At 69.8% G+C, this 25,925-nt stretch carries 17 protein-coding genes; 12 read left to right on the forward strand and 5 right to left on the reverse strand.

Annotation, left to right across the window (positions count from 1 at the left end):
- Positions 1 to 41: 41 nt before the first annotated feature.
- The 4 genes from HEP75_RS05025 to HEP75_RS05040 all read left to right on the forward strand — a co-directional run bounded on the left by HEP75_RS05025 (position 42) and on the right by HEP75_RS05040 (position 4,963).
- Complete coding sequence (locus tag HEP75_RS05025) at positions 42 to 1,220, forward strand: phosphoglycerate kinase (RefSeq protein ID WP_185825661.1); 1,179 nt, start codon at positions 42 to 44, stop codon at positions 1,218 to 1,220.
- Positions 1,217 to 1,861, forward strand: a complete 645-nt coding sequence (locus tag HEP75_RS05030) for an HAD-IA family hydrolase (RefSeq protein WP_185825662.1) — start codon at positions 1,217 to 1,219, stop codon at positions 1,859 to 1,861. Before HEP75_RS05025 ends, HEP75_RS05030 begins: the two co-directional genes overlap by 4 nt.
- Positions 1,862 to 2,263: 402 nt before the next feature.
- Positions 2,264 to 3,730, forward strand: a complete 1,467-nt coding sequence (gene pyk / locus HEP75_RS05035; RefSeq protein WP_039005845.1) for a pyruvate kinase — start codon at positions 2,264 to 2,266, stop codon at positions 3,728 to 3,730.
- Between the two features lie 228 nt (positions 3,731 to 3,958).
- Entirely contained in the window at positions 3,959 to 4,963 is a 1,005-nt protein-coding gene (locus tag HEP75_RS05040; protein ID WP_185822387.1) for a class I fructose-bisphosphate aldolase, read from the forward strand.
- Between the two features lie 198 nt (positions 4,964 to 5,161).
- Here the strand turns inward: HEP75_RS05040 and HEP75_RS05045 are convergent, their stop codons facing one another.
- Positions 5,162 to 5,839, reverse strand: a complete 678-nt coding sequence (locus tag HEP75_RS05045) for a response regulator transcription factor (RefSeq protein WP_185825663.1) — start codon at positions 5,837 to 5,839, stop codon at positions 5,162 to 5,164.
- Positions 5,840 to 6,008: 169 nt separating this feature from the next.
- On the opposite strand from HEP75_RS05045, the gene HEP75_RS05050 reads away from it, so the two are divergent.
- Positions 6,009 to 7,982: a sensor histidine kinase gene (locus HEP75_RS05050; protein WP_255424001.1), complete on the forward strand. Its 1,974-nt coding sequence runs from the start codon at positions 6,009 to 6,011 to the stop codon at positions 7,980 to 7,982.
- 221 nt (positions 7,983 to 8,203) lie between these two features.
- Here the strand turns inward: HEP75_RS05050 and HEP75_RS05055 are convergent, their stop codons facing one another.
- From HEP75_RS05055 to HEP75_RS05065, 3 genes are all read right to left on the reverse strand, one after another.
- Positions 8,204 to 13,954: a GLUG motif-containing protein gene (locus HEP75_RS05055; protein ID WP_185825665.1), complete on the reverse strand. Its 5,751-nt coding sequence runs from the start codon at positions 13,952 to 13,954 to the stop codon at positions 8,204 to 8,206.
- 13 nt (positions 13,955 to 13,967) lie between these two features.
- Complete coding sequence (locus HEP75_RS05060) at positions 13,968 to 15,584, reverse strand: ShlB/FhaC/HecB family hemolysin secretion/activation protein (RefSeq protein ID WP_255424002.1); 1,617 nt, start codon at positions 15,582 to 15,584, stop codon at positions 13,968 to 13,970.
- A 580-nt stretch (positions 15,585 to 16,164) separates the two neighbouring features.
- Positions 16,165 to 16,722, reverse strand: a complete 558-nt coding sequence (locus HEP75_RS05065) for an O-acetyl-ADP-ribose deacetylase (protein WP_185825667.1) — start codon at positions 16,720 to 16,722, stop codon at positions 16,165 to 16,167.
- Between the two features lie 126 nt (positions 16,723 to 16,848).
- Here HEP75_RS05065 and HEP75_RS05070 point away from each other — a divergent pair, with 126 nt between their 5' ends.
- A complete protein-coding gene (locus HEP75_RS05070) occupies positions 16,849 to 17,334 on the forward strand; it encodes a hypothetical protein (RefSeq protein ID WP_185825668.1) in 486 nt (161 codons plus the stop codon).
- 189 nt (positions 17,335 to 17,523) lie between these two features.
- On the opposite strand, the gene HEP75_RS05075 is transcribed toward HEP75_RS05070, so the two are convergent.
- Entirely contained in the window at positions 17,524 to 18,030 is a 507-nt protein-coding gene (locus HEP75_RS05075) for an isoprenylcysteine carboxylmethyltransferase family protein (RefSeq protein ID WP_185825669.1), read from the reverse strand.
- A 220-nt stretch (positions 18,031 to 18,250) separates the two neighbouring features.
- Here HEP75_RS05075 and HEP75_RS05080 point away from each other — a divergent pair, with 220 nt between their 5' ends.
- From HEP75_RS05080 to HEP75_RS05105, 6 genes are all read left to right on the forward strand, one after another.
- Positions 18,251 to 19,357, forward strand: coding sequence for a nucleoside hydrolase (locus tag HEP75_RS05080; RefSeq protein WP_185825670.1), 1,107 nt, complete (start codon positions 18,251 to 18,253; stop codon positions 19,355 to 19,357).
- A 216-nt stretch (positions 19,358 to 19,573) separates the two neighbouring features.
- On the forward strand, positions 19,574 to 21,031 hold the full coding sequence (locus HEP75_RS05085) for an AtzE family amidohydrolase (protein WP_185825671.1): 1,458 nt from the start codon (positions 19,574 to 19,576) through the stop codon (positions 21,029 to 21,031).
- The gene (locus tag HEP75_RS05090; RefSeq protein WP_185825672.1) at positions 21,031 to 22,611 is read left to right on the forward strand and encodes a gamma-glutamyltransferase; all 1,581 of its coding nucleotides are present in this window, start codon (positions 21,031 to 21,033) and stop codon (positions 22,609 to 22,611) included. Before HEP75_RS05085 ends, HEP75_RS05090 begins: the two co-directional genes overlap by 1 nt.
- A gap of 22 nt (positions 22,612 to 22,633) precedes the next feature.
- Entirely contained in the window at positions 22,634 to 23,020 is a 387-nt protein-coding gene (locus tag HEP75_RS05095; RefSeq protein ID WP_185825673.1) for a tetratricopeptide repeat protein, read from the forward strand.
- A 139-nt stretch (positions 23,021 to 23,159) separates the two neighbouring features.
- Positions 23,160 to 24,074, forward strand: a complete 915-nt coding sequence (locus tag HEP75_RS05100) for a LysR family transcriptional regulator (RefSeq protein ID WP_185825674.1) — start codon at positions 23,160 to 23,162, stop codon at positions 24,072 to 24,074.
- 610 nt (positions 24,075 to 24,684) lie between these two features.
- Positions 24,685 to 25,905, forward strand: coding sequence for an allantoate amidohydrolase (locus HEP75_RS05105; RefSeq protein WP_255424076.1), 1,221 nt, complete (start codon positions 24,685 to 24,687; stop codon positions 25,903 to 25,905).
- Positions 25,906 to 25,925 lie beyond the last annotated feature (20 nt).

Raw genomic sequence — 25,925 nt, forward strand, 5'->3', positions numbered from 1 at the left:
TCCTCTTTCCTCAGCAACCCCACGATAGCGAGCAACCGACAATGCCCATCCTGCGAATGACCGATCTCGACCTGTCCGGCAAGCGTGTGCTGATCCGGCAAGACCTCAACGTGCCGATCGACGACAACGGCCAGATCACGTCCGAGCAGCGCATCCTGGCCTCGGTGCCGACGCTGCGCCACGCGCTCGAGCAGGGCGCAGCGGTGATGGTGACCTCGCACCTGGGCCGGCCCAAGGAAGGCGTGTGGACGCAGGCCGATTCGCTGGCGCCGGTCGCCGCGCGGCTGACCGCGCTGCTCGGCACCGAGGTGCCGCTGCTGCGCGATTGGGTCGACGGCGTGGACGTGCAGCCCGGCCAGATCGTGCTGCTGGAGAATTGCCGCATGAACGTCGGCGAGGGCAAGGACGACGAGGCGTTGTCGAAGAAATACGCGGCGCTGTGCGACGTGTTCGTGATGGATGCCTTCGGCACCGCGCACCGCGCCCAGGCGTCCACCCACGGCGTGATTCGGTTCGCCCCGATCGCGGCGGGCGGCCCGCTGCTGATGGCCGAACTCGACGCGCTGGCCAAGGCGCTGGAGCACCCGGCCAAGCCGCTGCTGGCGATCGTCGCCGGCAGCAAGGTCTCGACCAAGCTGGAGCTGCTGTCGAACCTGGTCAACAAGGTCGAGCAGCTGATCGTCGGCGGCGGCATCGCCAACACCTTCATCGCCGCAGCCGGCTACCCGGTCGGCAAGTCGCTGTGCGAGCCGGACCTGCTCGACACCGCGCGCAAGATCGTCGCCGACGCCAATGCGCGCGGCGCGGCGATCCCGCTGCCCACCGACGTGGTGGTGGCCAAGCAGTTCCTGCCCGATGCCGAAGCCACGGTGAAGGCGCTGGCCGAGGTCGCCGCCGACGACCTGATCCTGGACATCGGCCCGCAGACCGCCGCGCACTACGCCGAGTTGATCGCCAAGGCCGGCACCGTGGTCTGGAACGGCCCGGTCGGGGTGTTCGAGTTCGATGCGTTCGGCCACGGCACCGAAACCCTGGCGCGCGCCATCGCCGCCTCGCCGGCGTTCTCCATCGCCGGCGGCGGCGACACCCTGGCCGCGGTCGACAAGTACGGCATCGCCGAGCAGGTGAGCTACATCTCCACCGGCGGCGGCGCGTTCCTGGAGTTCCTGGAAGGCAAGACCCTGCCGGCGGTGGCGGCGCTGCAGGCGCGCGGCGCGTGAGCGCGAATACCCTGTTCTTCGACCTGGACGGCACCCTGGTCGATTCGGAGGCCGGCATCGTCGGCAGCATCCGCCACGCGTTCGCCGAACTCGGGCGCCCGGCGCCCGAGCCGCAGCAACTGCGCGCCTGGATCGGGCCGCCGTTGCGCGACAGCTTCAACGACTACTTCCCCGGCGACCCGCCGCTGGTCGAGCAGGCGCTGTCGCTGTACCGCGAGCGCTACGACGCGCAGGGCTGGCGCGAGCACACCGTGTTCCCGGAGATCGGCGCGGCGGTCGCGGCATTGGCTGCGGCCGGCCATCGCTTCGCGGTGGTGACCTCGAAGAACGAGCGCTTCGCCCGGCGCATCGTCGCCACGCTGCCGTTCGCCGCGCATTTCGAGGAGATCGTCGGCGCCAGCGACGACGGCCAGCGCCGCTTCAAGCCGGACCTGATCGCCGAGGCCTTGCGGCGGCTGTCGCTGCAGCCGGCGCAGTGCGTGATGATCGGCGACCGGCGCATGGACATCGAGGGTGCCAACCACCACGGCATGCGCAGCATCGGCGTGCTGTGGGGCTTCGGCGACGCGGCGGAACTGCGCCAGGCCGGCGCCAGCGCGCTGGCGCAGTTGCCGGCGCAGTTGCCTGGCTTGGTTGCTTGACGGCGGGGATTTGGGATTGGGGATTCGGGATTCGTAAAAGCGGGTCCTGTTGCCGAATCCGCGCATTCGCGTCATTGCCGGCTCCAGGTGCGCTGCCCGGCCTGCGTCGCGTGCGCCGGGCGTAGCGGCAGATCATCGCGTGGCGTGTGTGTCCGGCGGTTGGCGGCTTCGCCTGACAGGGCCGGCAACAGCGCAAGAGAGCTGAGCCTGGGCTTGCCTGGCATGGCGCTCGCGCCGCGGGCTGGGCGCGGGCGCGGCGGCGCCAGCGCGGCTTCGAGTCCGCATACTGTCCCGCACTGTCTGCAAGACATGCATGAATCCGCGGTCGCCTATGTCGATTCGCCATCCTGCGGTAGCGGCGCCTGTGCTAGTTTTGACGGCTTTTCCAGGGAACGACGTCTCATGATCGAACGCCAGCGCCGCACCAAGATTCTCGCCACCCTCGGCCCGGCCACGGATCCGCCCGGCGTGCTCGAGGACCTGTTCCGCGCCGGCGTCAACGTCGTGCGTCTGAATTTCTCCCACGGCGACCCGTCCGGCCAGGCCAAGCGCGCCGCCGAAGTGCGCGCCGCCGCGCAGCGCGTGGGCAGCGAAGTGGGCATCCTCGCCGACCTGCCGGGGCCGAAGATCCGCATCGAGCGCTTCGCCGCCGGCAAGGTGGCGCTGAAGGCCGGCGCGCGCTTCGACCTGGTCGCCGACCCCAACGCGCCGGCCGGCGACGAGCACCAGGTCGGCGTCAGCTACCTGGGCCTGCCCAACGACGTCAAGCCGGGCGACGTGCTGCTGCTCGACGACGGCCTGCTGCAGTTGCAGGTGGTCGAGGTCGACGGCGCGCGCATCGTCAACACCGTGCTCAACGACGGCATGCTGTCCGACCGCAAGGGCCTGAACAAGCAGGGCGGCGGCCTGTCGCTGGGCGCGCTGACCGAGCGCGACAAGGAGCTGATCGGCATCGTCGCCAAGATCGGCGTGGATTTCATCGCGGTGTCGTTCTGCCGCAACGCGCAGGACATGCACGATGCGCGCCGCATCGCCCGCGAACACGGCTGCGAGGCCGCGTTGGTGTCCAAGATCGAGCGCACCGAGGCGATCGAGAACCTGAGCGAGATCGTCGAGGCCAGCGACGTGGTGATGGTCGCGCGCGGCGACCTGGGCGTGGAGATCGGCGATGCCGAACTGCCGGGCCTGCAGAAGAAGATCATTCGCGAGTCGCTGGCGCAGAACAAGGTGGTGATCACCGCCACGCAGATGCTGCAGTCGATGGTCGAGAACCCGATCCCGACCCGCGCCGAGGTGCTGGACGTAGCCAACGCGGTGATCGACGGCACCGACGCGGTGATGCTGTCGGCCGAGACCGCCGCCGGCGCCTACCCGGTCAAGGCGGTGCAGGCGATGGCGCGCATCTGCCTGGGCGCCGAGCGCCAGTTCGAGATGGACACCGACTTCGAGGCCGCGCAGCGCAACCTCGAGCGTGCCGACCAGGCGATCGCGATGGCGACGATGTTCCTGTCCGAGCACATCGGCCTGAGCGGCGTGGTCACCCTGACCGAATCCGGCGGCACCCCGCGCTTCCTGTCGCGGTTCCGTTCGAAGATGCCGATCTACGCGTTCACCCGCCACGACGGCGCGCGCCGCGGCATGGCGATGATGCGCGGCGTGTTCCCGATCAACTTCGACAGCCGCGGCCTGACCCCGCGCGAAGCGGCGCGTGCGGCGATCCGCCTGCTGGTCGAGGCCGAGCGCATGGGCCCCGGCGACCGCGTGGTGTTCACCAGTGGCGAGCACATGGAAACGCACGGTGCGACCAACACCCTGCGCCTGCTCGAAGTCGGCCCCGACGGCCGCGCCAGCGGCCTGGGCGAGCTGTAGCCGCAACCGCGTCGCCAACGCCGACCCACGACCGCGCGCTGCGTCTGCAGCGCGCGGTTTTCTTTTGCCTGTCCGGCGGGCGCTGCCGGTCGCCTGCCGGTGCGCGCGATTGCGCATGCGGTCGCGGATTGCGTCTACCGGATGGAAACGGTTGCAGGCATTCCGTGAAGGAATCGGTAGCGTTTGCCGCGATATACTTCGGGTTTCCCCCCGTGCCATAGGAATTCCATGAGCATCGAACAGCTTGCCGAAACCGCACAGGCGATGGTCGCCCCGGGCAAGGGCATCATCGCGATCGACGAATCCACCAGCACGATCGCCAAGCGCTTCGCCAGCGTCGGCATCGAGAATGTCGAGGAGAACCGCCGCGCGTATCGCGAGTTGCTGCTGACCACGCCGAAGCTGAGCGACCACATCTCCGGCGCGATCCTGTACGACGAGACCATCCGCCAGAAGACCAAGGACGGCGTGCCGTTCCCGAAGTACATGGCCGAGCACGGCATCATTCCCGGGATCAAGGTCGACAAGGGCACGCATCCGCTGGCGGGCATGCCTGGCGAGCTGATCACCGAAGGCCTGGACGGCCTGCGCGCGCGCTTGGAGGAGTACTACAAGCTCGGCGCGCGCTTCGCCAAGTGGCGTGCGGTGATCACCATCGGCGAGGACATCCCGTCGGGCGTGTGCATCGAGACCAACGCGCACGCGCTGGCGCGCTACGCGGCGCTGTGCCAGGAGCAGGGCCTGGTGCCGATGGTGGAGCCGGAAGTGCTGATGGACGGCAACCACGACATCGAGACCTGCTACGAAGTCACCGAAGCCACGCTGCGTTCGCTGTTCGGCGCGCTGTACGAGCAGAACGTGGTGCTGGAAGGCACCATCCTGAAGGCCTCGATGGTCATCGCCGGCAAGGACTGCGACGAGCAGGCCAGCGTCGAGGAAGTGGCCGAATCCACCGTGATGTGCCTGAAGAGCACGGTGCCGGCGATCCTGCCGGGCATCGTGTTCCTGTCCGGCGGGCAGACCGACGAGCAGTCCACCGCGCATCTCAATGCGATGAACCAGATCGGCACCCTGCCGTGGCCGCTGAGTTTCTCCTACGGCCGCGCGATGCAGCAGGCCGCGCTGAAGCTGTGGGCGCAGGACATGAAGGGCAACTTCGCCAAGGCGCAGCAGGTGGTCTACGACCGCGCCAAGGAAAACGGCCTGGCCGCGCTGGGCAAGTGGCAGGACTGAGGTCCGGCTAGAAGCGCACGAAAAACGCCGGCATCGCGCCGGCGTTTTTTTGCCCCTCCTTCTCCCTGCGGGACCATGGCCCCCTTTTCGGGGGAAGGTGCCCCGAAGGGGCGGATGAGGGTACGGGGCGAAGCCTCTAACAAAGCCTGTTAGCGCACACCACCGCCCACCGCAAACCGCAAACCGCACACCACAAACTCAAGGCCTCAACGCAGCCGGCGCATGAAACCGGTAACCGCTATTACGCAGCGTCTTCACCGGCAGCGGCCGCCCGCTGATCTCCTCCACCCGCCGCCGCAGCCGGTACATCTGCGTGTCCAGCCGGCGCCGATCGTGGTCGAGGAAGTTCGCACCCAGCGCCTCGGCGATTTCGCGGTGGCCCACGCTTTCGCCGGCGCGGCTCATCAGGCACTTGAGCACCAGCAGATCCTGGTGCGAGAGCGGAACCGACGGCGCGTCGGGCACGTTCAGGCGTGCAGCACCCAGCTCCAGCATCCAGCAGGCGTTTTGCAGACCCAGGCGCCGGCCGAGCGCAGCCAGGGTCGCGGCCAGTTCGTCCAGGTCGGCGCCTTTGCCCAGATAGTGGTCGGCGCCGATGTCGAGGCCGGCGACGCGATCGCGGCTGGTGTTGCGCGCGCTGAACACCACGATGCCCAGCCGTTGCGCGCCTTGCCGCAGTTCGCCGATCAGGTTCAGGCCGCTGCCGTCGGGGAGTCCGACGTCGATCACCGCCAGGCCATGGCGCAGCGGATCGAACCGTTGCCAGAATTCCCTGACGCTGGCCGCGCACGTCGTGGCGTAGCCGAGATCCTCGAGAAATTCGCCGAGCTCCTCGCGCAGCACGGGCTCGTCTTCAAGCAGGATCACCTCGCCCATCGCGGCAAACTCTTGGTGCATCATTGATCGCTGTGACTCAACCGGGTTCGGCGATCGTGCGGTGTGGCAAATGATGGCGAGGTGTTTTCGCTGGTTTGTGGGCGCATGGCTGTGCTGGGGCGCGGTGGCCTGTGTTGCGGCGCAACCGGGATGGGCGCCGCCTGGAACGTTGCCGCTGACCGCCGCGGCCGAGCATCTGGATGCGAGCGGATACCTGCAGCGCCTGGACGATCCGCAAGGCCGGCTGGACGCCCGCCAGGCCGCGGCGGCGTCCGGCTGGACCCCGCTGCCCGCCAGCCTCAATGCCGGGTTCACCGCCAACACCGTGTGGCTGCGCGTTCCGTTGCGCGTGGACAGTGTAGCGTCCGCGGGCTGGATGCTGCGACTGAGCAATGCCGTCATCGACGATGCGCAGGCCTACGCCAGCGTCGACGGCGGCGCTTGGCAAGCGTTGGGCCATAGCGGCGAGAACGTCCGCCGCCACGATTGGCCGGTGGACTACCGCAGCCCGGTGTTCCAGTTCGCACCGTCGCGTCCCGGCGACTACGTGATCCTGCTGCGGCTGCAGAGCAAGAATGCGCTGGTCACCCGCCTCGATATCTGGCAACGGTTGCCGTTCGACAACCAGTCGCGGCGCGAGGGGCTGCAGTTCGGCCTGTACTTCGGCTTCTACCTGCTGCTGATCTGCGTGCATCTGCTGTTCTGGAGCGTGACGCGTGCGCCGATGAGCGGCCTGTTCGTCGCCTACCTCGGCGGCTGCGTGCTCAACGAGGCCATGTCGATCGGCCTGGTGCAGCAGGTGACGGGAGTGCCGGTGGAGTGGAGCGACCGCCTGTTGGGGATCAGCATCGCCTGCAGCCTGCCGGTGGGATTCCAGATCGCGAGCAGGCAGTTGCACCTGCGCGCCCTGTATCCGCGGTTCGCGCGCTGGTCGATCCGCTTCCTGTGCGGCGTCGCGCTGGTCTGCGCCGCGCTCGTCGCGACCGGGCACTACGCGCTGGGCATGCAGCCGGTGCAGATGCTGGCCTTGCTCGGCATCGCGGTACTGACGGCGCTGGCGCTGCGCTTGCTGTGGAAACGCTATCCGCCCGCGGCGTTGTTCGCGCTCGCGTTCTTCCCGTTCTATCTGGGGGTGATGCTCGGATTCCTGCGCAATCTGGGGCTGGTGCCGGTGAATGCATGGACCCAGTACGCCACCACCGTCGGCACCATGCTGCACATGACCGTGATGAGTTTTTTGGTCATTGGTCGCTACGAACGCCGGCGGCGCATCCGCGAGCGGCGCCACGCCAATGCCGCGGCGGAACTGGCGCGCAGGCACGGCATGCAGCTGGAACGCGAGGTCGCGTTGCGCACCGCCGAACTGCATGGCGAGATCCGCAGGCGGCAACGCCTGGAGGACGAACTGCGCGCCTCGTTGCAAACCGAACGCCGGGTGATGCAGGAGCAGGGCGAATTCGTGGCGATGGTGTCGCACGAGTTCCGCACGCCGCTGGCGGTCATCATGACCTCGGCGCAGCAACTGGCGCGCAAGCTGGAGGGACCGATAGAGCGCAACCGCGCGCGCTGCGGCAACATCCATGGCGCGGCGCAGCGGCTGCTGGCACTGGTGGACGAATACCTCGGCGCCGACCGCATGGACGCGACCACCGCGGAACTGCGGCTGCAGCCTTGCGCGCTGCGCGATCTGCTGGACGCGGTGTGTCGTGACTTCCCGCCGCAGCGCGTGGTCTGCGCATACGAGAGCGACGACGACAGCCTGGTCACCGACAGCGGACTGTTGCGCGTGGCCTTGCGCAACCTGATCGCCAATGCCGATCGCCATAGCCCGCCGGACGAGCCGATCCACATCCGCGTGCGCGGGCACGGCGAAGCGCTGCGGGTGGAGATCGCCAATGCGGGCGATCGCATCGCCGCCGCCGATCGGCAGCGGCTGTTCCAGAAATACTACCGGGGCGAGAACGCCAGGAATACGCCAGGCGCCGGACTCGGCCTGTACCTGGTGCGCAGGATCGCCGAGCGTCTCGGCGGTTGGGTGGGGCTGGCCGGGGACGCTGCGGACGCACCGGTGTGCTTCGTTCTGCTGCTGCCGCGGCGCCCGCAGGCGCAGATCGAGCCGCTACCGCCAGCGTTCGATTCCTGATCTTGCAGCGCACGCGATCGCGCGCGTGGATTCCGTGGCGTGGCGGCGCGAGATTCGAGCCACCCACGTGCGGGCGACCCGCGCGCCGGCTTGCCGCGCGAGAATGGCGTGCCCGTCCGTCAGGCCTTGGCCGTTCGGCGCAGACCGCCGCCATTCGCGATGCGGGAATGGCGGCGGCTCGGCCGCGCGACGCCTCGGCGAGGCGCCGCAGCCGATGGCGGCTACTGCTGGATGATGCAGGTTTCCGCGGGCGCGGCGGACGTGCCCTGGCTGCAGGCGAGCGCGGGGACGCGAACGCCGCCATCGACGATCAGGATGGAGTCGGTCGCGGCCGTGGCGCTGCTGCCGCTTGCGGCCTGGGCGCTCGCCGCCAGCTCCCTGGCGGTCTCGTCGTTGCTGGTGCCGGAAGTGCCGGTTTGCGCAGTCGCCGAGACCGAGCTGTTGATCGCTTGCACCGTCGCATTTTCCAGCTGAATGCCGGGACCGGGACCGGGGCCGGTATCGCCGCCGGGCAGCACGCTCAACAGGCCATCGACATAGCTGACGGTGTAGTTGGACAGCCCCGCACCGGTGGCGCCGGACGCGCTGATCGCGTACTTGCCGATCGCGGCGTTGGCGGCCGAACCGCCACTGCTCAGGCCGACGCCGGAGACCGTGTCGCCATTGCGCAAACCGGACACGGTGTAGCCGGTCAGGTCGATGCTGCTGCCGAAGGTCTTGCTGGCGTCGGTGGCGACGATGCGCAGCGTCGCCGGATCGACCGTCAGGCTGCCGTCGACGTAGCTGATGACGTAGTTGGACAGTCCCGAACCGCTGGCGCCGGAGGCGCCGATGGCGTAGCGGCCGACCGAAGCGGTGGCGGCCGAACCGGCGCTGCTCAGGTTGACGCCGGAAACCGCATCGCCATTGAGCAGGCCGGACACGCTGTAGCCGGTCGGGCCGACACCGCTGCCGTAGGTCTTGTTGGCATCGGTGGCGACGATGCGCAGCGTCGCCGGATCCACCGTCAGGCTGCCATCGACATAGCTGATGACGTAGTTGGACAGTCCCGTGCCGCTGGCGCCGGAGGCGCCGATGGCGTACGTGCCGACCCCGGCGGTGGCGGCCGCGCCGCCGCTGCTCAGAGTCACGCCGGAGACCGCGTCGCCACCGATCAGGCCGGACACGCTGTAGCCGTTGAGGCTGGCGGTGTTGCCGTAGGTCTTGCCGGCGTTGCTGGCGGTCACCGTCAGGCTCGCCGGTGTGATGGTGATGCTGCCGGTTGCCGTGTAGGCGATGTCGTAGCCCTGCTGGGTGGAGTACAGCCCGCTCACGGCGATGCCGCCATTGCCGGTGGTGTAGGTTCCCGCGTTCTTGCCGGCGGTCGCGTAGGTCAACGACGAACCGAGCAGCAGGTTGCTGTTGGGGTTGCCGCCCACCGTGTAGTTGGACGTGGTGCCGCTGGCGCCGGTGCCGTCGTAGGTCTTGTCCACGCCGGAGACAGTGGCGGTGACCGTGAGCGACTTCAGGAAACCGCGCAGCAACGGCGACGTATGGCCCTCGTACATGCGCCAGGTCAGGCCGGTCCCGCCCTTGTCGTCGATGTTCCAGCCGGCATTGGTGAAGGTGGACAACGTGGTCAGCTGGTTCCAGCTCTTGCCGCCGCTGTAGCCGTCGATGCTGCCGCCGGCATTGCCGGCCAGGTTCAGGCCGGCATTGATCGCATTGCCGTTGGCATCGGTGGTGGCGAAGAAGCTGGCGACGATGGTGCCGTTGGAATTGGAGCCGACCAGGCCGCCGACCGCATTGCTGCCGGTCACGCTGCCGGTGGCATAGGAGTCGCGCAGGGTGTTGTTGTAGTTGACGCCGACCAGGCCGCCGACATACGCGCTGCCCGAGACATTGCCGCTGGCGTAGGTGTTGGCGATGGTGCCGTTGTAGTTGTAGCCGGCCAGCCCGGCGACATACATGTCGCCGGTCGCGGTGCCGGTGGCGTAGGCGGTGGCGATGCTGCCTTCGTCGTTGTAGCCGACCAGTCCGCCGATGTAATCGTCGCCGGAGACATTGCCCATCGCGTAGACCGTGCCGACGCTGGCCGAATCGTTGTAGCCGACCAGACCGCCGACATAGCTTCCGCCCGACACGTTGCCGCTGGCGTAGGCCGATTCGATGCTGCCGCCGGACAGGCTGCCGACCAGGCCGCCGGTGTCGTAGGTGGTGCCGGTCACGGCGCCGGTCGCATAGACGTTGCCGATCGTGGTGCTGGAACTGCGGCCGACCAAACCGCCGACGCTCTTGGTTCCGGAGACGTGTCCGCTGGCGTAGGCATTGTGGATGCTGCTGGACGCGGCGAGGCCGACCAGGCCACCCGCGCTCGCGGTGGTCGCGGTGACGTCGCCGGTGGCATGGGCGTTCTGGATGTTGCTCTGGGTTGCGCTGCCGATGAGGCCGCCGACGTTGTTGCCGGTGGACGAACTGGTGCTGGTCACGTTGCCGCTGGCGCGGACATCGTCGTACGTGCCCAGATAGTCGTTGCCGACCAGGCCGCCGACGGTGCTGCCGCCGGACACCGTGCTCGTCGAGGACGAGGCGGACACCGATCCGGCGTTGTTGCTGCCGATCAGGCCGCCGACGTAGTTGCCGCTGTAGGCGCCGCCGCTGGCGACCACGGTGCCTGCGGTCTGCGCGCCGGAGATCGCACCGCCGTCGTTGTAGCCGACCAGGCCGCCGACGAAATTGCCGGTGCCGGCCACGCTGCCCGCGGCGGAGACGCCGCTGAGGGTGCTGGCGTTCTGGCCGACCAGGCCACCGACATAGGCCAGGCCCGCGATGCTGCTGCCAGTCAGCGCGAGATTGCGGATCGCGCTGCCGCTGCCGGTCACGCCGAACAGACCGACACTGTTTTCGGCGCCGCGGGCGATGCTCAGGCCGCTCACGGTGTGGCCGTATCCGTTCAAGCTGCCGGTGAAGGCGCGCGTGGCATCGCCGACCGGATCGAAGCCGGCGCTGCTCCACATGCCGCTGGCGTTGCTGCCGGAGGTCTGGCTGGCATCGATGTCCGTGGCCACGGAGTAGCTGGCCGCCAGGTTGTAGGCCATCAACTGCAGCTGGTGGGCGTTGCCGATGGTGGTGCTGTACTCGCTGGCCAGGAACGGGCGCGTCTGCCCCTCGATCATGATCCAGGCCGCTTGCCCGTTGCCGTCGGCTGCGACGTAGACATCGCTGCTGCCGTTGAGCAGCGACCAGGTGCCCAACGCGCCGTAGCTGGCATGGGCATAGCGGCTGCCGCCGGTGACGCTGGCGACGTTGGCGGAGGTCGAGTTCTCGAAGTTCTGGCCGATCGCGCTGGCCTGCCCGGAACTGCCCGCGTCCCAGTAGGCGTTGGTGAGGCTCGAGTTGTAGCGGTGGTAGCCGACCAGGGCGCCGGCCACTGCGGTCCCGCCGTTGGTGCCGGTGACCAGGCCGGTGGCGTAGACGTTGTCGAGCGTCGCCTGGTAGGTGTAACCGACCAGGCCGCCCACCTCCGAGGTCGCGGTCACGTTGCCGGTGGCGTAGGCGTTGTCGATCGAGGTGCCGACCATCTGCCCAGCCAGGCCGCCTGCGTTGTTGCTGGTCGCCGAGACGTTGCCGGAGGCGTAGACATGGTCGAGGGGGCCGTTGGTATAGCCGACCAGGCCGCCGATATAGGACACGCCCGAGACGTTGCCGGTGGCGTAGGCATCGCTGATCGCGCCGGTGTTGTAGCCGATCAGGCCGCCGGCGAACAGGACGGTGCCGGTGACGTTGCCGGTCGCGTAGGAATTGCGGATGGTGCCGCCGTTGTAGCCGACCAGCCCGCCGTAGTAGCCCGCGTTCGAACTGACATTGCTGCCCGAGTGAGAGGCGGTGATGGTGCCGTCGGGGTTGTAGCCGACCAGCCCGCCGACATAGTTGTTGCCGCTGACGTTGCCGGTGGCGTAGACGTTGCTGATCGTCGCCCTGCTGCTGCCGACGAGGGCGCCGACATAGTTGCTGCCGGTGACGCTGGCGTTGACCAGGCCCAGGTCGCGGATGGTCGCGACGCCGACGTAGCCGAACAGGCCGACGTAGTTATTCCCCGAGTTGATGCTCAGGTTGCTGATGGTGTGGCCCAGGCCGGTGAAGGTGCCGGAGAACTCGCCGGAGGCCGTGCGGGCGATGATCGGCGACCCGTAGGTGGTGCCGCTGGCGTCCAGGTCCGCGGCCAGGGCGTAGTTGCCGGTATTGCTTATCACGTTCTGCAGATCGTCCATGGAGCGCAGCAGGGTGTAAGCATCGCCATTGATGCTCAGCTGGGCGTTGCTGCCGCTGAGCGTGACGGGGGTCTTGACCCGGTAGTCGCTGCCGCTGGCGGCGGCGCCGTTGGCGGTGTAGCCGGCGTAGTTCAGCACCAGGCCGGCGTTGTTGCCGGTGGCGGTGATGGCGGCATTGAGGTTGATGTCGTTGTAGGCATCCAGGGTCAGCGTGGAGTTGCCGCCCCAGCTGATCGCCGAATTCACGTTGATGTCGCCGCTGCCGCTGCTCACGGTGCCGGGGCCGCTGGCGGTGGTGCTGGTGGTGATCAGGGTGACGTTGGTGCCGCCGTCCAGCGTGCTGCCGATGGTGCCGGCCGCGGCGCTGTCCACGGTCAGGTCTTCCGGATCCACCAGCCAGGTGCCGGCGCTGCCGCCGCCGGCCGCCTTGGCGCCGACCGCGATGCCGCCGAAGTCCACGTGGTGGCCGCTGGTCTCGATGCTGCCGCCGTCGCCGCTGCCGGCGGCATTGGCGCGCAGGCTGCCGTGTACCGCGGTGTCGCCGTTGGACCAGACCACGATCGAGCCGCCGTCGCCGTGCGCGGTGGCGCTGGCGTCGAGCACGCTGCCGCTGCCGACCGTGGCCGAGCTGGCCTGCAGCAGGTTCTCGCCGCCCTGGTAGCCGCCGCCGATGCGGATGCTGCCGCCTGCGTTGGTGCCGCGTGCATCGATGCTGCCGTCGACCGCCACGTTGGCGTCCGACAGCAGCTGTACGCTGCCGCCGTCGCTGCCGGAGACGTCGATGCTGCCGCTGCTGGCCACGCCGCCGCCGCTGGCGACCAGTCGGATGCTGCCGCCGGAGGTGTCTACGGCGGAGGCTTCGAGCGCGCCGGTGTTGTTGACCAGCAGTTCGGACAGGCCGGTGCTGGCTGCCTGCAGCAGGATCTGCCCGCCGCCGGCGGTGAGCGTGCCGCTGTTCTCCACGGCCGCGCCGGTGCCGCTCGCCGTCTGGGTGGAGGCGGCGAGCAGCTGCAGGCCGATCGCGCCTGCCGCGTCCATGGTCACCTGGACCTGGTCGGCGGAGAGCAGGCGAATGGCGCCGCCGTTGGCGCTGATCGTGCCGCTGTTGGCGACATGGTTGCCGACCAGGTTGACCGAACCGCCGTCGCGCGCGGTGATCTGGCCGTGGTTGATCACGCTGGCGGCTGCTGCATCGCCGCGGCCGAGCAGGTAGCCGTCGCCGTCGTCGTCGGCCAGGCCCAGCGAGCTGGCGACCAGGCCGCCGACATTCACCTGGGCATGGCTACCGAACAGGATGCCGGCCGAGTTGATCAGGAACACGTTGCCGTTGGCGCGCAGGCTGCCGTTGATGGTGCTGGCGCCATGGCTGGCATCGATCAGGTTGAGCGCGACCGCCGAGCTGGAGGGCTGGGCGAACATCACGCTGGCGTCCTTGCCGATGTTGAAGCTGTTCCAGTTGAGCACGGCCTTGGCCGCGTTCTGGTCGATGGTCAGGGTGCTGCCGTGCTGCGACACGCTGGCGCCGGTGGCGCTGGACAGCGAGGGCAGGCCGCCGGCGTGCGCAGGCGCGGCCAGCACCCAGGCCAGGGCGAACGGCAGCAGCGGCGCCAGCAGGCGCTTGGCGCCAGAGGTGCCGCCGCCGGCGTGGCCGGCGGCGACTTCGGAGGCGACCTGGAGCACGCCGAGATTGCGGTTGAAGACGAGGCGATAGATGCGGTTCATGGCGTTCCCCAAATCAGAAAGTGAGGCCGAAGCGGGCCCAGTAGCGTACGTTCTTGCCGTCGGCCGGCTCGGTGCCGCCGGTCGGCTTGGCCGCGGCCAGGTCGAACGACAGGCCCTGCCAGTGGGGAAGGCGGAAATTCAAGCCGACGCCGGGTCCCTGGAAGGTGGTGACGGCGTCGTACACGGCACGGTTGGCCCCGTTGGGATAGACCCGGCCGTAGTCGTAGAACACGCTGGCGGTCAGCAGTTCGCCCCAGGGGCGGCCGCCGAACGGCGAGGCGGCGCCGGCGAAGCCCGGCGCGTCGACCTGGTATTCCAGGCTGGAGTCGAAGCCGCGGTCGCCCAGCGCGCCGCCGAGCGCGAAGGCGCGCACGCTGGTCGGGCCGCCGAGCGAGAACTGCTCCAGCGGCGTCAGCGCATCGTCGCTGTATTGGCCGTTGAGGCGCAGCTGCAGGCGCTGGGTGGCGGTCAGGCCCTGCAGGCGGGTGTAGGCCAGGCGCGCGACCAGGAAGTGGCGGTCGTGCTGCGCGTACAGGTAGTCGGTGCGCTGCGAGTCGTCGTCCAGCGCGCTGCGCACGCTGAGCTGCAGCGCGTCGATCGCATGCCGCTGGCGGTCGTCATGGCGGAAGGCCGCGCCGAGTTCGACCACGTCGAACTTCTGTTTGGACAGCAGCACGCCAAGGCCCTGGATGCGCGAGCTTTCCTGGATCAGGTGCAGCCAGGTCTGCATGCGCCAGGCGTCGGTGTTGCGGAACTTCCAGTCCAGGCCCAGCGATTTCTGCTGGGTCGGCCCCTGGATGCCCAGCGCGGCGAAGGCGCCGGTGTCCAGGTTGATCAGGCTGCGGGTGTAGGCGGCGTTGACGCTCAGGCCGTCGACGTCGGCGATCGGCACCTGGTAGGCGAAACTGCCTTGCCAGTTGTTGGCCGGATCCAGCGCATAGGCGTAGCTGGCGGAGAGGTGGTCGCCCAGGCCGAGCGGATTGTTCCAGTCCACGCCGAGCTGGGCACGGTAGCGGCCGATGCTCTCGGTGCCGTAGTTGCTGGCGCCGACGCTGACCTGCAGCGGGCGGTCCTCGGTGGCCTGGATCACCACGTCGGTCTCGCCCAGCTGCGCGCCGGGCTTGAGCACCGAGGTGACAGATACGCCGGGCAGGTCGCGTGCGTAGAGCAGCGCCGACTGCAGGTCCTGCTGGCGCAGGATCTGGCCCTGCAGGGCCAGCGCGGGGCTGGCGATCAGGCGCTCGTCGTAGCGGCGCGTGCCTTCGACGGTGATCTTGCCGACGCGGCCTTCGGCGACGCGGATCTCGACGCTGTGGTCGGCGCCGATGGTCTGCACCGGCAGGTAGGCGCGCGCGACCAGGGAGCCGGCCTGGCGATAGGCCTGGGTCAAGGCATCGGCGATCTGCTGCAACTGGGCGAAGCTGAGCTGGGCCGGCAGGGCCTGGCCGCCGAGTTCGCGCAGGCGCGCATCGGCCAGCGCCTGGAGGCGCTGCGGGCTGATGTCCTGGCGCGGATGTTCGCCGACGCCGGTCACGCGGATGGCCTGGACGGCGATGGGCGCCGCCGCTGCGGCAGGCCTATTAGTGGCGGCGCCCGCATCCTGGGCGAAGGCGGCGGGGCAGGAGGCCATGACCAAGGCCAGGCTGGTCGCCCAGGGCAGGGCGAACAGGGCTTTCGCCAGCGCACTCGGACGTGGCTGACGGCAAGAGGTCTTGGTCATGGGGAAGTAAAAATAGTGTGAAGTTGGCGCAATGTAGCGCCGCCACTGCAGGCCAATCTGAGCAAATCTGAGCGCGCCCTCGTGCCGGCCGTCACACCCTGACAGGGGTGTGGGGAAAATCCCTACGGCGGGCGCTTCAGGTCGTCGCCTGCGCAGCAGGGCCGATCCACGCGGCTAGGTGTTGCGATGTCCGCGCGAGCGGTGGCGGAATATCGCAGTAACGCTATGTGCGGTGCTTACAGGCCGTATCGCTGGTGTACGCCAACTGCCGCGTTGCGCACGCCAGGCCCTGGCGCGGGCGTCATTGTAGGCTCGCCGCTTGGGTACTGCATGCCTGTCCGGTGCCGAGTCTTTCTGCGGCCGCGACGCGCGCGGCCTGGGTGGGATGCTTGGCAGGCCACCCCAGAACCGATCGCGGAAACACGGCTGGGTGCAAGCCAAGCCCGATGAGCGCGATGCCGCCCATCGGATGCAGCGGCGCGAATGCGGCTCAGGCCACCTGCGTCTGCGCCGCCTGCAGCAACGATACCTGCATCAGCGCTTGCTGGTAGGCCTTGTAGGCCGCATCGCCGTAGGCGACCAGGATCACCCGCTTCGGCACCGCATGCGCGCGCTGCCAGGCTGTGGTTTCGGCCACCGCGATACGCGCGGCCTGGTGCAGCGGATACCCGTAGATGCCGCAGCTGATCGCCGGGAATGCCACCGAGTGCAGGCCCATCTGTTCGGCCAAGCGCAGCGAGCGCCAGTAGCAGTTGGCCAGCAGCGCCGGTTCGTCGTGGGCGCCGTCGCGCCACACCGGGCCGACGGTGTGCAGCACATGGCGTGCCTTGAGCCGGTAGCCCGCGGTGGCGCGGACCTCGCCGACCGGGCAGCGCACGCCGGGCTTGAGTTCCGGAAGCCGCAGGCATTCGTCCAGCAGCTGCGGACCAGCGGCGCGATGGATCGCCCCATCCACGCCGCCGCCGCCGAGCAGGGATTCGTTGGCGGCGTTGACGATGGCGTCCACGTCCAGTTCGGTGATGTCGCCTTGCCAGATTTCGATCTTCATGCCGGGATCTTTATGGGATTCCAATGATGGAAACGTGATGAACGTGGAGTTCGCGCCGCTGCGATGCAACGGCGGCTTAACTGGCGAACGGCAAGACTGCAGCGTCTTCATCTCAGCGCCTGCGACATGAACCCGACCCAGCCGTCACCCGCCATCGCCGAGGCCCTGGCGCGTGGCGAGATCATCAAGGCAATCAAGCTGTTGCGCGCGCAGAGCGGCATGGACCTGCGCAGCGCCAAGCTGCAGGTGGATGCGTGGCTGCAGGCCGGGGCGGCGCAGACGGTCGCGGAGATGCTCGACCGGCATGCCGGCGCCAGCCAGACCCCCGCCAGGGCATCGCTGGGCGCGGAGACGGACCGGCTGCCGCCGGCGGCGTTGCTGGCGCTGGGCCAGGGGCAACTGCTGCAGGCGATCAAGCTGACCCGCGAGCAGCATCCAGGTATGGGCCTGCGCGAGGCCAAGGAATTGGTCGAGCGTTACCGCGACCGCAATGCGCCGCGCGCAGGCACGCCACCGACCGTGGCCGGTGGCGATCGCCCCGGCGCGTGGCTGTGGGGCGTGCTCCTGCTGCTGGTGGTCGCTGCTGCGGCGTTCTGGTGGCTGCGCGGCTAGCGGATTGTTCTGCGAACTGTTTGCAGGTTGTGGGAGCGACTTCAGTCGCGACGGGCTTCGCTGGTAATGCCCGTCGCGACTGAAGTCGCTCCTACAAGGGAGCGAGCAAGGTAGCGAGATCTAATACTTGCCGAGGCGAGCGCAGTTGCGCTCCAACGCGACGCCATCCGATTCGCCGTGCGGCGCCGCCTACACCCAGCGCCGCACCTGCGCGCAATAGCGGTCATAGGCGCTGCCGAAGCGTTCGCGCAAGCGCGCCTCCTCGAACGGGATCACCACGCGCTGCAAGGCGAGCAACGGCAACGGCAGCAGCAGGAGCGCCCACGGCCAGCCGATCTGCACGCACAGGCCGGCGTAGCTCAGCACCAGGCTCAGGTACATCGGGTTGCGGGTGTAGCGGTACGGACCGCGCAGCACCAGATGGGACGGATCGCGTTCGGGCAGCACGGTGGTGCGTCGCTGCACGAACAGTGCCAGGCACAGCAGCGACAGCGTCAGCCCGGCGACGGCGACCACGCCACCGGCCAGTTGCATCCAGGCCAGCGCACGGCCTTGCGGCAGCGGCAGGGTCAACGCGCGCTGTAGCCATGCGCCGATCAGCATCGCGGCAATGAAATGCGCGGGCGACGTGGTGCGCACCAGCAGCGGGATACGCGGGTACCGGTCCTGCCGCTGGCCGCTTGCTTGATCGCTCAACGCTACTTCTCCCGTCCCCTAGGCTCCGTGCAGCGCCACTGTAACGCGCCGCAGCTCATGCAGGGAGCGCGCCATCGTTCGCCGCCGCGCCGCGATCAGTCCGCCGGCGGCGCGCGCTGCAGGCATGCGCCGACGCGCAGGCTGTGCAGCGCTGGCGCAATGGTGTTCACTTGGCCCGCTGCACACGCGTTGCCTTCCTCCTCCTTCCAATACGCATTCCATGCCCGATCCGACATCCGCTTCCGCTGCTTCCCTCGCACCGCGCCGCCGCGTCATCCTCGAAGACGACATCGACGGCTTCACTCCCGCGCAGCTGTTGTTGCTGCAATCGCCGGAGGTCGAGGTGCTCGGCATCTCGGTGGTCAGCGGCAACATCTGGCGCGACGAGGCGCTGGCGCACACGCGCCGCCTGCTGGAAATCGCCGGCCGCGGCGAGGTGCCGGTGCTGCCCGGGCCGGTGCATCCGCTGCTCAACAGCGAGCTGGCCACCGAGCGCTGGGAAGCGTTGTACGGCAAGCTGCTGTGGAAGGGGGCGTGGACCCGGCAATGGATCGAGCACGACACCGTGCAGAGTTCGCCGCGCTACCACGCGCACGACGTGGTGCCGGATCTGGCGCTGGGTAATCCGTCGGTGGTGCAGGCGGCCAGCGAACCGGCGGCGTTGTTCATGATCCGCAAGGTGCGCGAGTTCCCTGGCGAAGTCAGCATCGTCGCCACCGGCCCGTTGACCAATCTGGCATTGGCGCAGCGGCTGGACCCGCAGTTCGCGTCGCTGGCCAAGGAACTGGTCTACATGGGCGGCAGCCTCAACCCGCGGCAGCGGCGCGACAGCGTGTCGGCGCGGCAGTTCGCGCGCGAGTTCGTCAATTCGCCGCGGCGCGAATTCAACATCCGCTGGGATCCGGAAGCGGCGAGCATCGTGATGCGCTCGCCGTGGCGCAAGATGGTGATGGTGCCGGTGGACCCGTCCACCGCCACCGAACTGACCCCGCAGCTGCTGGCGCGGATGAGCGCTGCCGACACGCCGATCGGCCACGCGCTACGCCGGCGCGAGCCGGGGTTCCCGCTGTGGGACGAACTGGCCACGGCGCTATGGCTGCATCCGGAACTGGCCACCGTCAGCGAAACCCTGTACATCGACACCAACACCGAGTTCGGCCCCGGCTACGGCGACATCCTGTCGTGGGCGCCGGGCTACCAGCCCGGCCTCGGCGAACAGGCGCAGCAGGTGGTGTGCGAGGTCGACGTGGACGCGATCGAACGCCTGTTGGTGGAGCGCCTGACCGCGCCGCAGCCGCCGGCGCTGGGCGTGCCTTTGCCGGGCTGACGGTAGCGCGGCGCCGGTAGCGTGCACGGCATTTCCGACGCAGGCGCGCTCCCGCGCCAGGTCGCGTCGCTCCGTCCGCCGGCACTCCGCTGTGCGCCGCGCTGCCGGCGCGCCGCCAGGCCGATGCGCGACCGCGCTTGCGCGATCCGCTCGCCGCAGGCGACCCTGCAACCGCGGCGAAGGTTGGCCGGCTCCCCTCATCGAGAGACAAGCGTCATGCAGATCCCCACGACGTGGCACGCCGGCATCCAGCGCAACACCGAGTTGCTGCTCGGCTACGCCCAACTGCTGCAGGCGTTCGAAACGCCGTCCGAGCCGCCGGTCGCGGACGGCGGCGGAGCGGTCGCCGCGATGGTCGCCGCCACGCGCACGGATGGCGCGGCCGCGCAGCGGCACGCGCGGCAGGCGCTGGCGCAGATCGAACGCGAAAATCCGCGCTTGTGCGCGGTGACGCGAGCGCTGCCGGCGCGTGCCGAGGCCGATGCGGCGCGCGTGCAGGCGGCGCTGGCCGGCGGCGGCGATGGCGGTGCGCTGGCCGGAGTGCCGTTCGTGGTCAAGGACCTGTTCGATGTCGCCGGTCTGGCGACCACCGCCGGCGCCGCGTTGCGCGCCGAGCTACCGCCGGCCACGCACGATGCGGCGGTGGTGCGGCGCCTGGCCGACGCCGGCGCGGTGTTGGTCGGCACCGCCAACATGGACGAATTCGCCTACGGCTTCGCCACGGTCAATGCGCATTACGGCACCACGGCCAATCCGCACGATCCGCAGCGCCTGGCCGGCGGGTCCTCGGGCGGCTCGGCGGCGGCGGTGGCGGCGCGCTGGGTGCCGTTCGCGCTGGGCTCGGACACCAACGGCTCGATCCGCGTGCCGGCGGCGCTGTGCGGCGTGTACGGCCTGCGCCCGAGCCACGGCAGCCTGGAGATGGACGGCGTGTTCCCGTTCGTCGAGGCCTTCGACGTGGTCGGGCCGTTCGCGACCACGGTCGCCGACCTGCGCGCGGTGTACGCGGCGATGCGCGGGCGCGAACCGGCGCCGGTGGACACCGCCGCGTTGCGCGTGGCGCGCCTGGGCGGCTGGTTCCAGCGCAACCTCGATCCAGAACTGGAGGCCGGCCTGGCCGCGCTGCATGCCGCGCTCGGCGGCAATGCGTTGCGCGAACTGCCGCAGGCTGAACGCGCGCGCGCCGCGGCGTTCGTGATGACTGCGGCCGAAGGCGGCTACCGTCATCGGCAGGCACTGGCCGCGCACGGCGAGCGCTTCGATCCGGCCACCCGCGAGCGCCTGCTCGCCGGCCTGCAAGTGCCCGCGGCCGCCATCGCCGATGCGCAGCGGTTCGGCGCGTGGTTCGCCGGCGCGATGCAGCGCCTGTGGGACGAGGTCGATGTACTGCTGGCGCCGGCCACGCCGTGTGCGGCGCCGCGCATCGATCAGGAGACGATCCAGATCGACGGCAAGGCGGTGTCGGCGCGCGCCAACCTCGGCATCTTCACCCAGCCGCTGGGCCTGGCGCGTTGCCCGGTGCTGGCCGCCCCGCTGTACAGTCCCGGGCGCCTGCCGCTGGGCGTGCAATTGATCGCCGCGCCGGGGCGCGAGGACCGCCTGTTCGCGCTCGCCGCGCAACTGGAACGCGACGGTTTGATCGGCTCCACGCCGCCGTCGCTGGAGCCGCGCTGATGCTGCACACCTTGCGTTCCCGGCGCGGCATGGTGGTCGCGCCGCATCACCTGGCCGCGCAGGCCGGGCGCGATGTGCTGCGCGACGGCGGCACCGCGGTGGAGGCGGCGGTGGCGACCGCGGCCTGCCTGGCGGTGGTCTATCCGCACATGACCGGCATCGGCGGCGACGGCTTCTGGCTGATCGCCGAAGCCGATGGCCGCGTGCATGCGATCGATGCCTGCGGTCGCGCCGCGCAGGCGGCCACGCTGCAGCACTACGCCGGACAGGCGGCGATCCCCTGGCGCGGTCCGGGCGCGGCCAACACCGTCGCCGGTACCGTGTCCGGCTGGGCGCTGGCGCTGCTGCGCAGCGACGCACGGCTGCCTTTGTCGCGCCTGTTCGAGGACGCCGTCCATCACGCCGCGGCAGGCGTGCCGGTCACCCTCGGCGGTGCCGCCATCGCTGCGGCCAAGGGCGCCGAACTGCGCGAGCAGCCCGGCGCCTATGCGGCGATCTTCGAAGCCGCCGGTCGCCCGTTGCGCGAAGGCGAACTGCTGTGCCAGCCGCAGCTGGCCGCCACGCTGCAGCGCCTGGCCGCGGCCGGCCTGGAAGATTTCTACCGCGGCGCGCTGGCCGCCGACATCGCCGCCGACCTGCAGGCCCTGGGCAGTCCGTTGCGTGCAGTCGATCTGGCCGCGCACCGCGCCGAGGCCAGCGTGCCGCTGTCGGTGGCGATCGCCGGTGCGCGCCTGTACAACCATGCGCCGCCGACCCAGGGCCTGGCCTCGCTGCTGATCCTGGCGCTGTTCGACCGCCTGGCCGCCGACCAGGCCGACGGCTATGCGCATCTGCATGGGCTGATCGAAGCGACCAAGCAGGCGTTTCTGGTGCGCGATGCGCACGTCGGCGACCCGGCCTGGATGACGCTGGACGCGCAAGCGCTGCTCGACGATGCCGGCGCGCTCGACGCGATGGCCGCGCGCATCGATCCCGCGCGCGCGCTGCCGTGGCCGCAGCCCTCGCAGGCCGGCGACACCGTGTGGTTCGGCGCGATCGACGGCGCCGGCCGCGCGGTCAGCTGCATCCAGTCCACCTATTTCGAATTCGGTTCCGGGCTGGTGCTGCCGCGCAGCGGCATCGTCTGGCAGAACCGCGGCTGCAGTTTCCGCCTCGCCGCCGACGGTTGGAACGCGCTGGCGCCTGGGCGCAAGCCGTTCCACACGCTCAATCCGGCGCTGGCGCGTTTCGACGACGGCCGGCTCATGGCCTACGGCACCATGGGCGGTGAAGGCCAGCCGCAGACTCAGGCGGCGCTGTTCAGCCGCTATGCGCGCTTCGGCATGCCGTTGCAGCAGGCGCTCAGCGCGCCGCGCTGGCTGCTCGGCCGCACCTGGGGCGAGGACAGCACCACGTTGAAACTGGAAGACCGCTTCGATCCGGCGGTGGTTGACGCACTGCGCGCCGCCGGCCACGCGGTCGAACTGCTGCCGGCCTACAGCGCGGTGATGGGCCATGCCGGCGCGCTGGTGCGCGAGGCCGACGGCACCCTGTGCGGCGCCAGCGATCCGCGCAGCGATGGCGCGGTGGCGGGCTGGTAGCGCTCGCTGCCTGCAGCTTGCGATGGCAATGAACCACGACAGCCAATTCCTCGCGCGTGCCAGAGCGCTGGTGGATGCGGCGATGCGCGATCCGGAGCGTTGGTCCGCCCATCTTGCGCAGGCCGAGGCGCTGCTCATGGCCGCATCGGCGTCGGCGCCGGACGATAGCGCGGTGCTCACCTGCCTGGGCGCGGTGTTGTGCGATCTGGCGAAGTACCGCGAGGCCGCCGAGGCGCTGCAGCGCGCGGTGCGCCTGCGCTCGGACGACCGCAACACCTACTTCAATCTCGGCGTCGCGCTGCTCAACAGCGGCAAGCGCCGCCAGGCCATGCAGCGCTTCCGGCAGGCGGCGTCGCGGCGTGCGTCGGCGGCGACCTGGGAAGCGTATTTCGATCCTCAGGCGCAATGAAGCGCCATGCGCACGATGCAGGCGAAGCACAAGACGAGCGCAGGCGGCGCCAGCGGCGACGCTTCCGTACCATGGCAGTCGCGCGACGACGCAGCCGCTTCCACGCCGAGCGTCAGGCCCCACAGGAACCGATGCCGCCATGCCGACCTTCTCCCGCTTCACCCGCTATTTCATGGAAGTGGCGCATTGGCGCAGCATCCGCCGCGCGGCCGAAGCGTTGCACGTGTCGGCGTCGGCGATCGACCGGCAGATCCTCAAGGCCGAGCAGGAGCTGGGCGTGCAGTTGTTCGAGCGGCTGCCGAGCGGGCTGCGCCTGACCAGCGCCGGCGAGTTGCTGCTGGTCGACGTGCGGCGCTGGGAGAAGAGCTATCAACGCACGCTGGAGCAGTTCGACGAACTGAAGGGCCTGCGCCGCGGCCATGTCGAGATTGCGATGATCGATGCCTTGAGCGAGGGCATCGTGGTCGATGCGCTGGCGCAACTGATCGACGAGCATCCGGGTCTGACCTTCGGCCTGCAGACCGAGGATAACCAGAAGGTGGCCGACAAGGTCATCGCCGCGGAGGTGGATTTCGGCCTGCTGCTGGATCCGGTCAGCGGCATCGACCTGGAGGTGGTCGCCTTCGCCGAGATCCCGCTGGGCATCTGCATGCCGGTGGGGCATCCGCTCAGCGGCAGGGCCAGCCTGCAGTTGAACGAAGTGCTCGACGACCATCGCCTGCTGCTGCCGGCCGCGCCGCTGATCGTCAACGAACACGCCAAGGTGGTGTACCAGCGCCAGCACATCGACACGCGCCGCTGCATCCGCTGCAACGACGTGCGCACGCTGCGCGCGCTGGTGCGGCAGGGCGTGGGCGTGGGCCTGCTGTCGCAACTGGACGTGCTGGCGGACCTGGCCGAGGGGCGGCTGGCGTTCGTGCCCTTGCGCGAAGGCCTGGCCAAGCCGATGACGCTGTCGCTGTGCGTGGCCCCGCAGCGGCAGCTGTCCAGAGCCGCGCAGACCATGCTCAAGGCGCTGGCGCCGCGGGTGGAAGCCATCCTGGAACCGCGCTAGCCGAGCGCCGGCGGCTGCAGCGGTCGGGGTTGGAAAACCCCCTCCCGTAGTCTCACCGCCAGCCCATGACGTCCCTGTAGGAGCAGCTTCAGCCGCGACGAACGAAGCGCTGCGCTTTCCGGCGGGGCAATGCGTCGGGACTGAAGTCCCTCCCACAGTGCACCAGCCGGCTCGCCGCAAGTCCCTGCAGGAGCGGCTTCAGCCGCGACAACGTCCAACCGGCGCCAGTCAAGGCCCCGTCTCGAAAGCGCACGAAGCAGCACGCACAACCTCCTTCGCACGCGAATGAGCACGTAGCCCGCGTCGGTGTTGCATTTTTTGCACTGCCCGCACGCGAAAACGGTGTTTGCCGGCTTTCGGCACGCTTCGTATAGTGCTTTTACCCCGGCAAAGCTGCGTTTCCTCGGAAATAAGCTTTTGAATTGAAAGAACTTCCTTGGGCGCGCCAGACCCGCGCCACGGCTCGCACCGATCGCCCGTCCCGCTCCGCCCGTCTTCCAAGCGAACCCAGCCATGCGCGACACCTCGCCACATCCCGACCCCGACGGCGGCCGCACCTGAGCCGGCAGCAGCCATGCTGATGCCGGCCTGCGTTCCTGGCCAGCGCGCGGTGGCACGCTGCGACGCGCTCGGCGTGGCGCCCTATAGCGACACCGCGGACGGCCTGTTCCGCGGCTGGCTGAGTCCGGCGCATCGCGCCAGCGTGGCGGCCGTGGCCGCGTGGATGGGCGAGGCCGGCCTGCATCCCCGCATCGATCCGGCCGGCAACCTGCTCGGCCGCTACGAGGGCGTCGCCGCGCAGGCGCCGGCGCTGCTGATCGGCAGTCACCTGGACAGCGTGCGCGACGCCGGCCGCTACGACGGCCCGCTCGGGATCATGCTCGGCATCGAATGCGTGGCCGCGCTGCACGCGCAGGGCCGCCGGCTGCCGTTCGCGATCGAGGTGATCGCGTTCGGCGATGAGGAAGGTTCGCGCTTCCCGGCCTCGATGCTGAGCAGCCGCGCCGTCGCCGGCACGCTGGACCCGGCGGCGCTGCAGGTGACCGACGGCGACGGCGTGACGCTGGCCGATGCGCTGGCCGGCTGGGGGCTGGACATCGCCCTGCTACCGAGCGCGGCGCGCGCGCCGCACAGCGTGCTGGCCTATCTGGAAGCGCATATCGAACAAGGCCCGGTGCTGGAGGCCGAAGGCCTGGCGCTGGGCGCGGTCACCGGCATCGCCGCGCAGCGGCGCTACCGCGCGCTGCTGGTCGGCCGCGCCGGCCATGCCGGCACCACGCGCATGGACCTGCGCGCCGATGCGCTGGCCGCCGCCGCCGAATGCGTGCTGGCGGTGGAACAGGTGGCGCGCGCCGGCAGCGCGGACCTGGTGGCCACGGTCGGGCGCCTGCAGGTCGCGCCGGGTGCGGTCAACGTGGTGCCGGGGCGGGTCGAGTTCTCGATCGACGTGCGGGCCGGCGACGACGCCGTGCGCGATGCGGCGGCCGCGGCGATCGCGCAGCGCCTGCACGCCATCGCCGCCGCGCGCGGCGTGCAGTTGGAGCTGCAGTGCGTGCAGGACCTGCCGGCCAGTCCCTGCGACCCGCGCCTGGTCGCCGCGCTGGACACGGCGATCGCCGCGCAGGGCCTCGCGCCGCGGCGGCTGGTGTCCGGCGCCGGCCACGACGCGATGGTGATGGCCGCGCTGTGCCCGACCGCGATGCTGTTCCTGCGCTGCGCCGGCGGCGTCAGCCACCACCCTGCCGAACATGTGGATCCCGCCGATGCCGACGTGGCGGTGGCGGCGATGCTGCACTTCATCGAGTCCCTGGGAGACACCCTTGTCCGTTGATCCGCTGCACGCCGACCTGT

The organism is Xanthomonas sp. SI (genome assembly GCF_014236855.1).
GTDB lineage: Bacteria > Pseudomonadota > Gammaproteobacteria > Xanthomonadales > Xanthomonadaceae > Xanthomonas_A.

Excerpts from the sequence above, each read along its gene's own strand:
- HEP75_RS05045 (WP_185825663.1), bottom strand. The coding sequence starts at position 5,839 with ATGGGCGAGGTGATCCTGCTTGAAGACGAGCCCGTGCTGCGCGAGGAG.
- HEP75_RS05055 (WP_185825665.1), bottom strand. The coding sequence starts at position 13,954 with ATGAACCGCATCTATCGCCTCGTCTTCAACCGCAATCTCGGCGTGCTC.
- HEP75_RS05085 (WP_185825671.1), top strand. The coding sequence starts at position 19,574 with ATGCAGATCCCCACGACGTGGCACGCCGGCATCCAGCGCAACACCGAG.
- pyk (WP_039005845.1), top strand. The coding sequence starts at position 2,264 with ATGATCGAACGCCAGCGCCGCACCAAGATTCTCGCCACCCTCGGCCCG.
- HEP75_RS05080 (WP_185825670.1), top strand. The coding sequence starts at position 18,251 with ATGCCCGATCCGACATCCGCTTCCGCTGCTTCCCTCGCACCGCGCCGC.
- HEP75_RS05060 (WP_255424002.1), bottom strand. The coding sequence starts at position 15,584 with ATGGCCTCCTGCCCCGCCGCCTTCGCCCAGGATGCGGGCGCCGCCACT.
- HEP75_RS05090 (WP_185825672.1), top strand. The coding sequence starts at position 21,031 with ATGCTGCACACCTTGCGTTCCCGGCGCGGCATGGTGGTCGCGCCGCAT.
- HEP75_RS05070 (WP_185825668.1), top strand. The coding sequence starts at position 16,849 with ATGAACCCGACCCAGCCGTCACCCGCCATCGCCGAGGCCCTGGCGCGT.
- HEP75_RS05065 (WP_185825667.1), bottom strand. The coding sequence starts at position 16,722 with ATGAAGATCGAAATCTGGCAAGGCGACATCACCGAACTGGACGTGGAC.
- HEP75_RS05095 (WP_185825673.1), top strand. The coding sequence starts at position 22,634 with ATGGCAATGAACCACGACAGCCAATTCCTCGCGCGTGCCAGAGCGCTG.
- HEP75_RS05100 (WP_185825674.1), top strand. The coding sequence starts at position 23,160 with ATGCCGACCTTCTCCCGCTTCACCCGCTATTTCATGGAAGTGGCGCAT.
- HEP75_RS05040 (WP_185822387.1), top strand. The coding sequence starts at position 3,959 with ATGAGCATCGAACAGCTTGCCGAAACCGCACAGGCGATGGTCGCCCCG.
- HEP75_RS05025 (WP_185825661.1), top strand. The coding sequence starts at position 42 with ATGCCCATCCTGCGAATGACCGATCTCGACCTGTCCGGCAAGCGTGTG.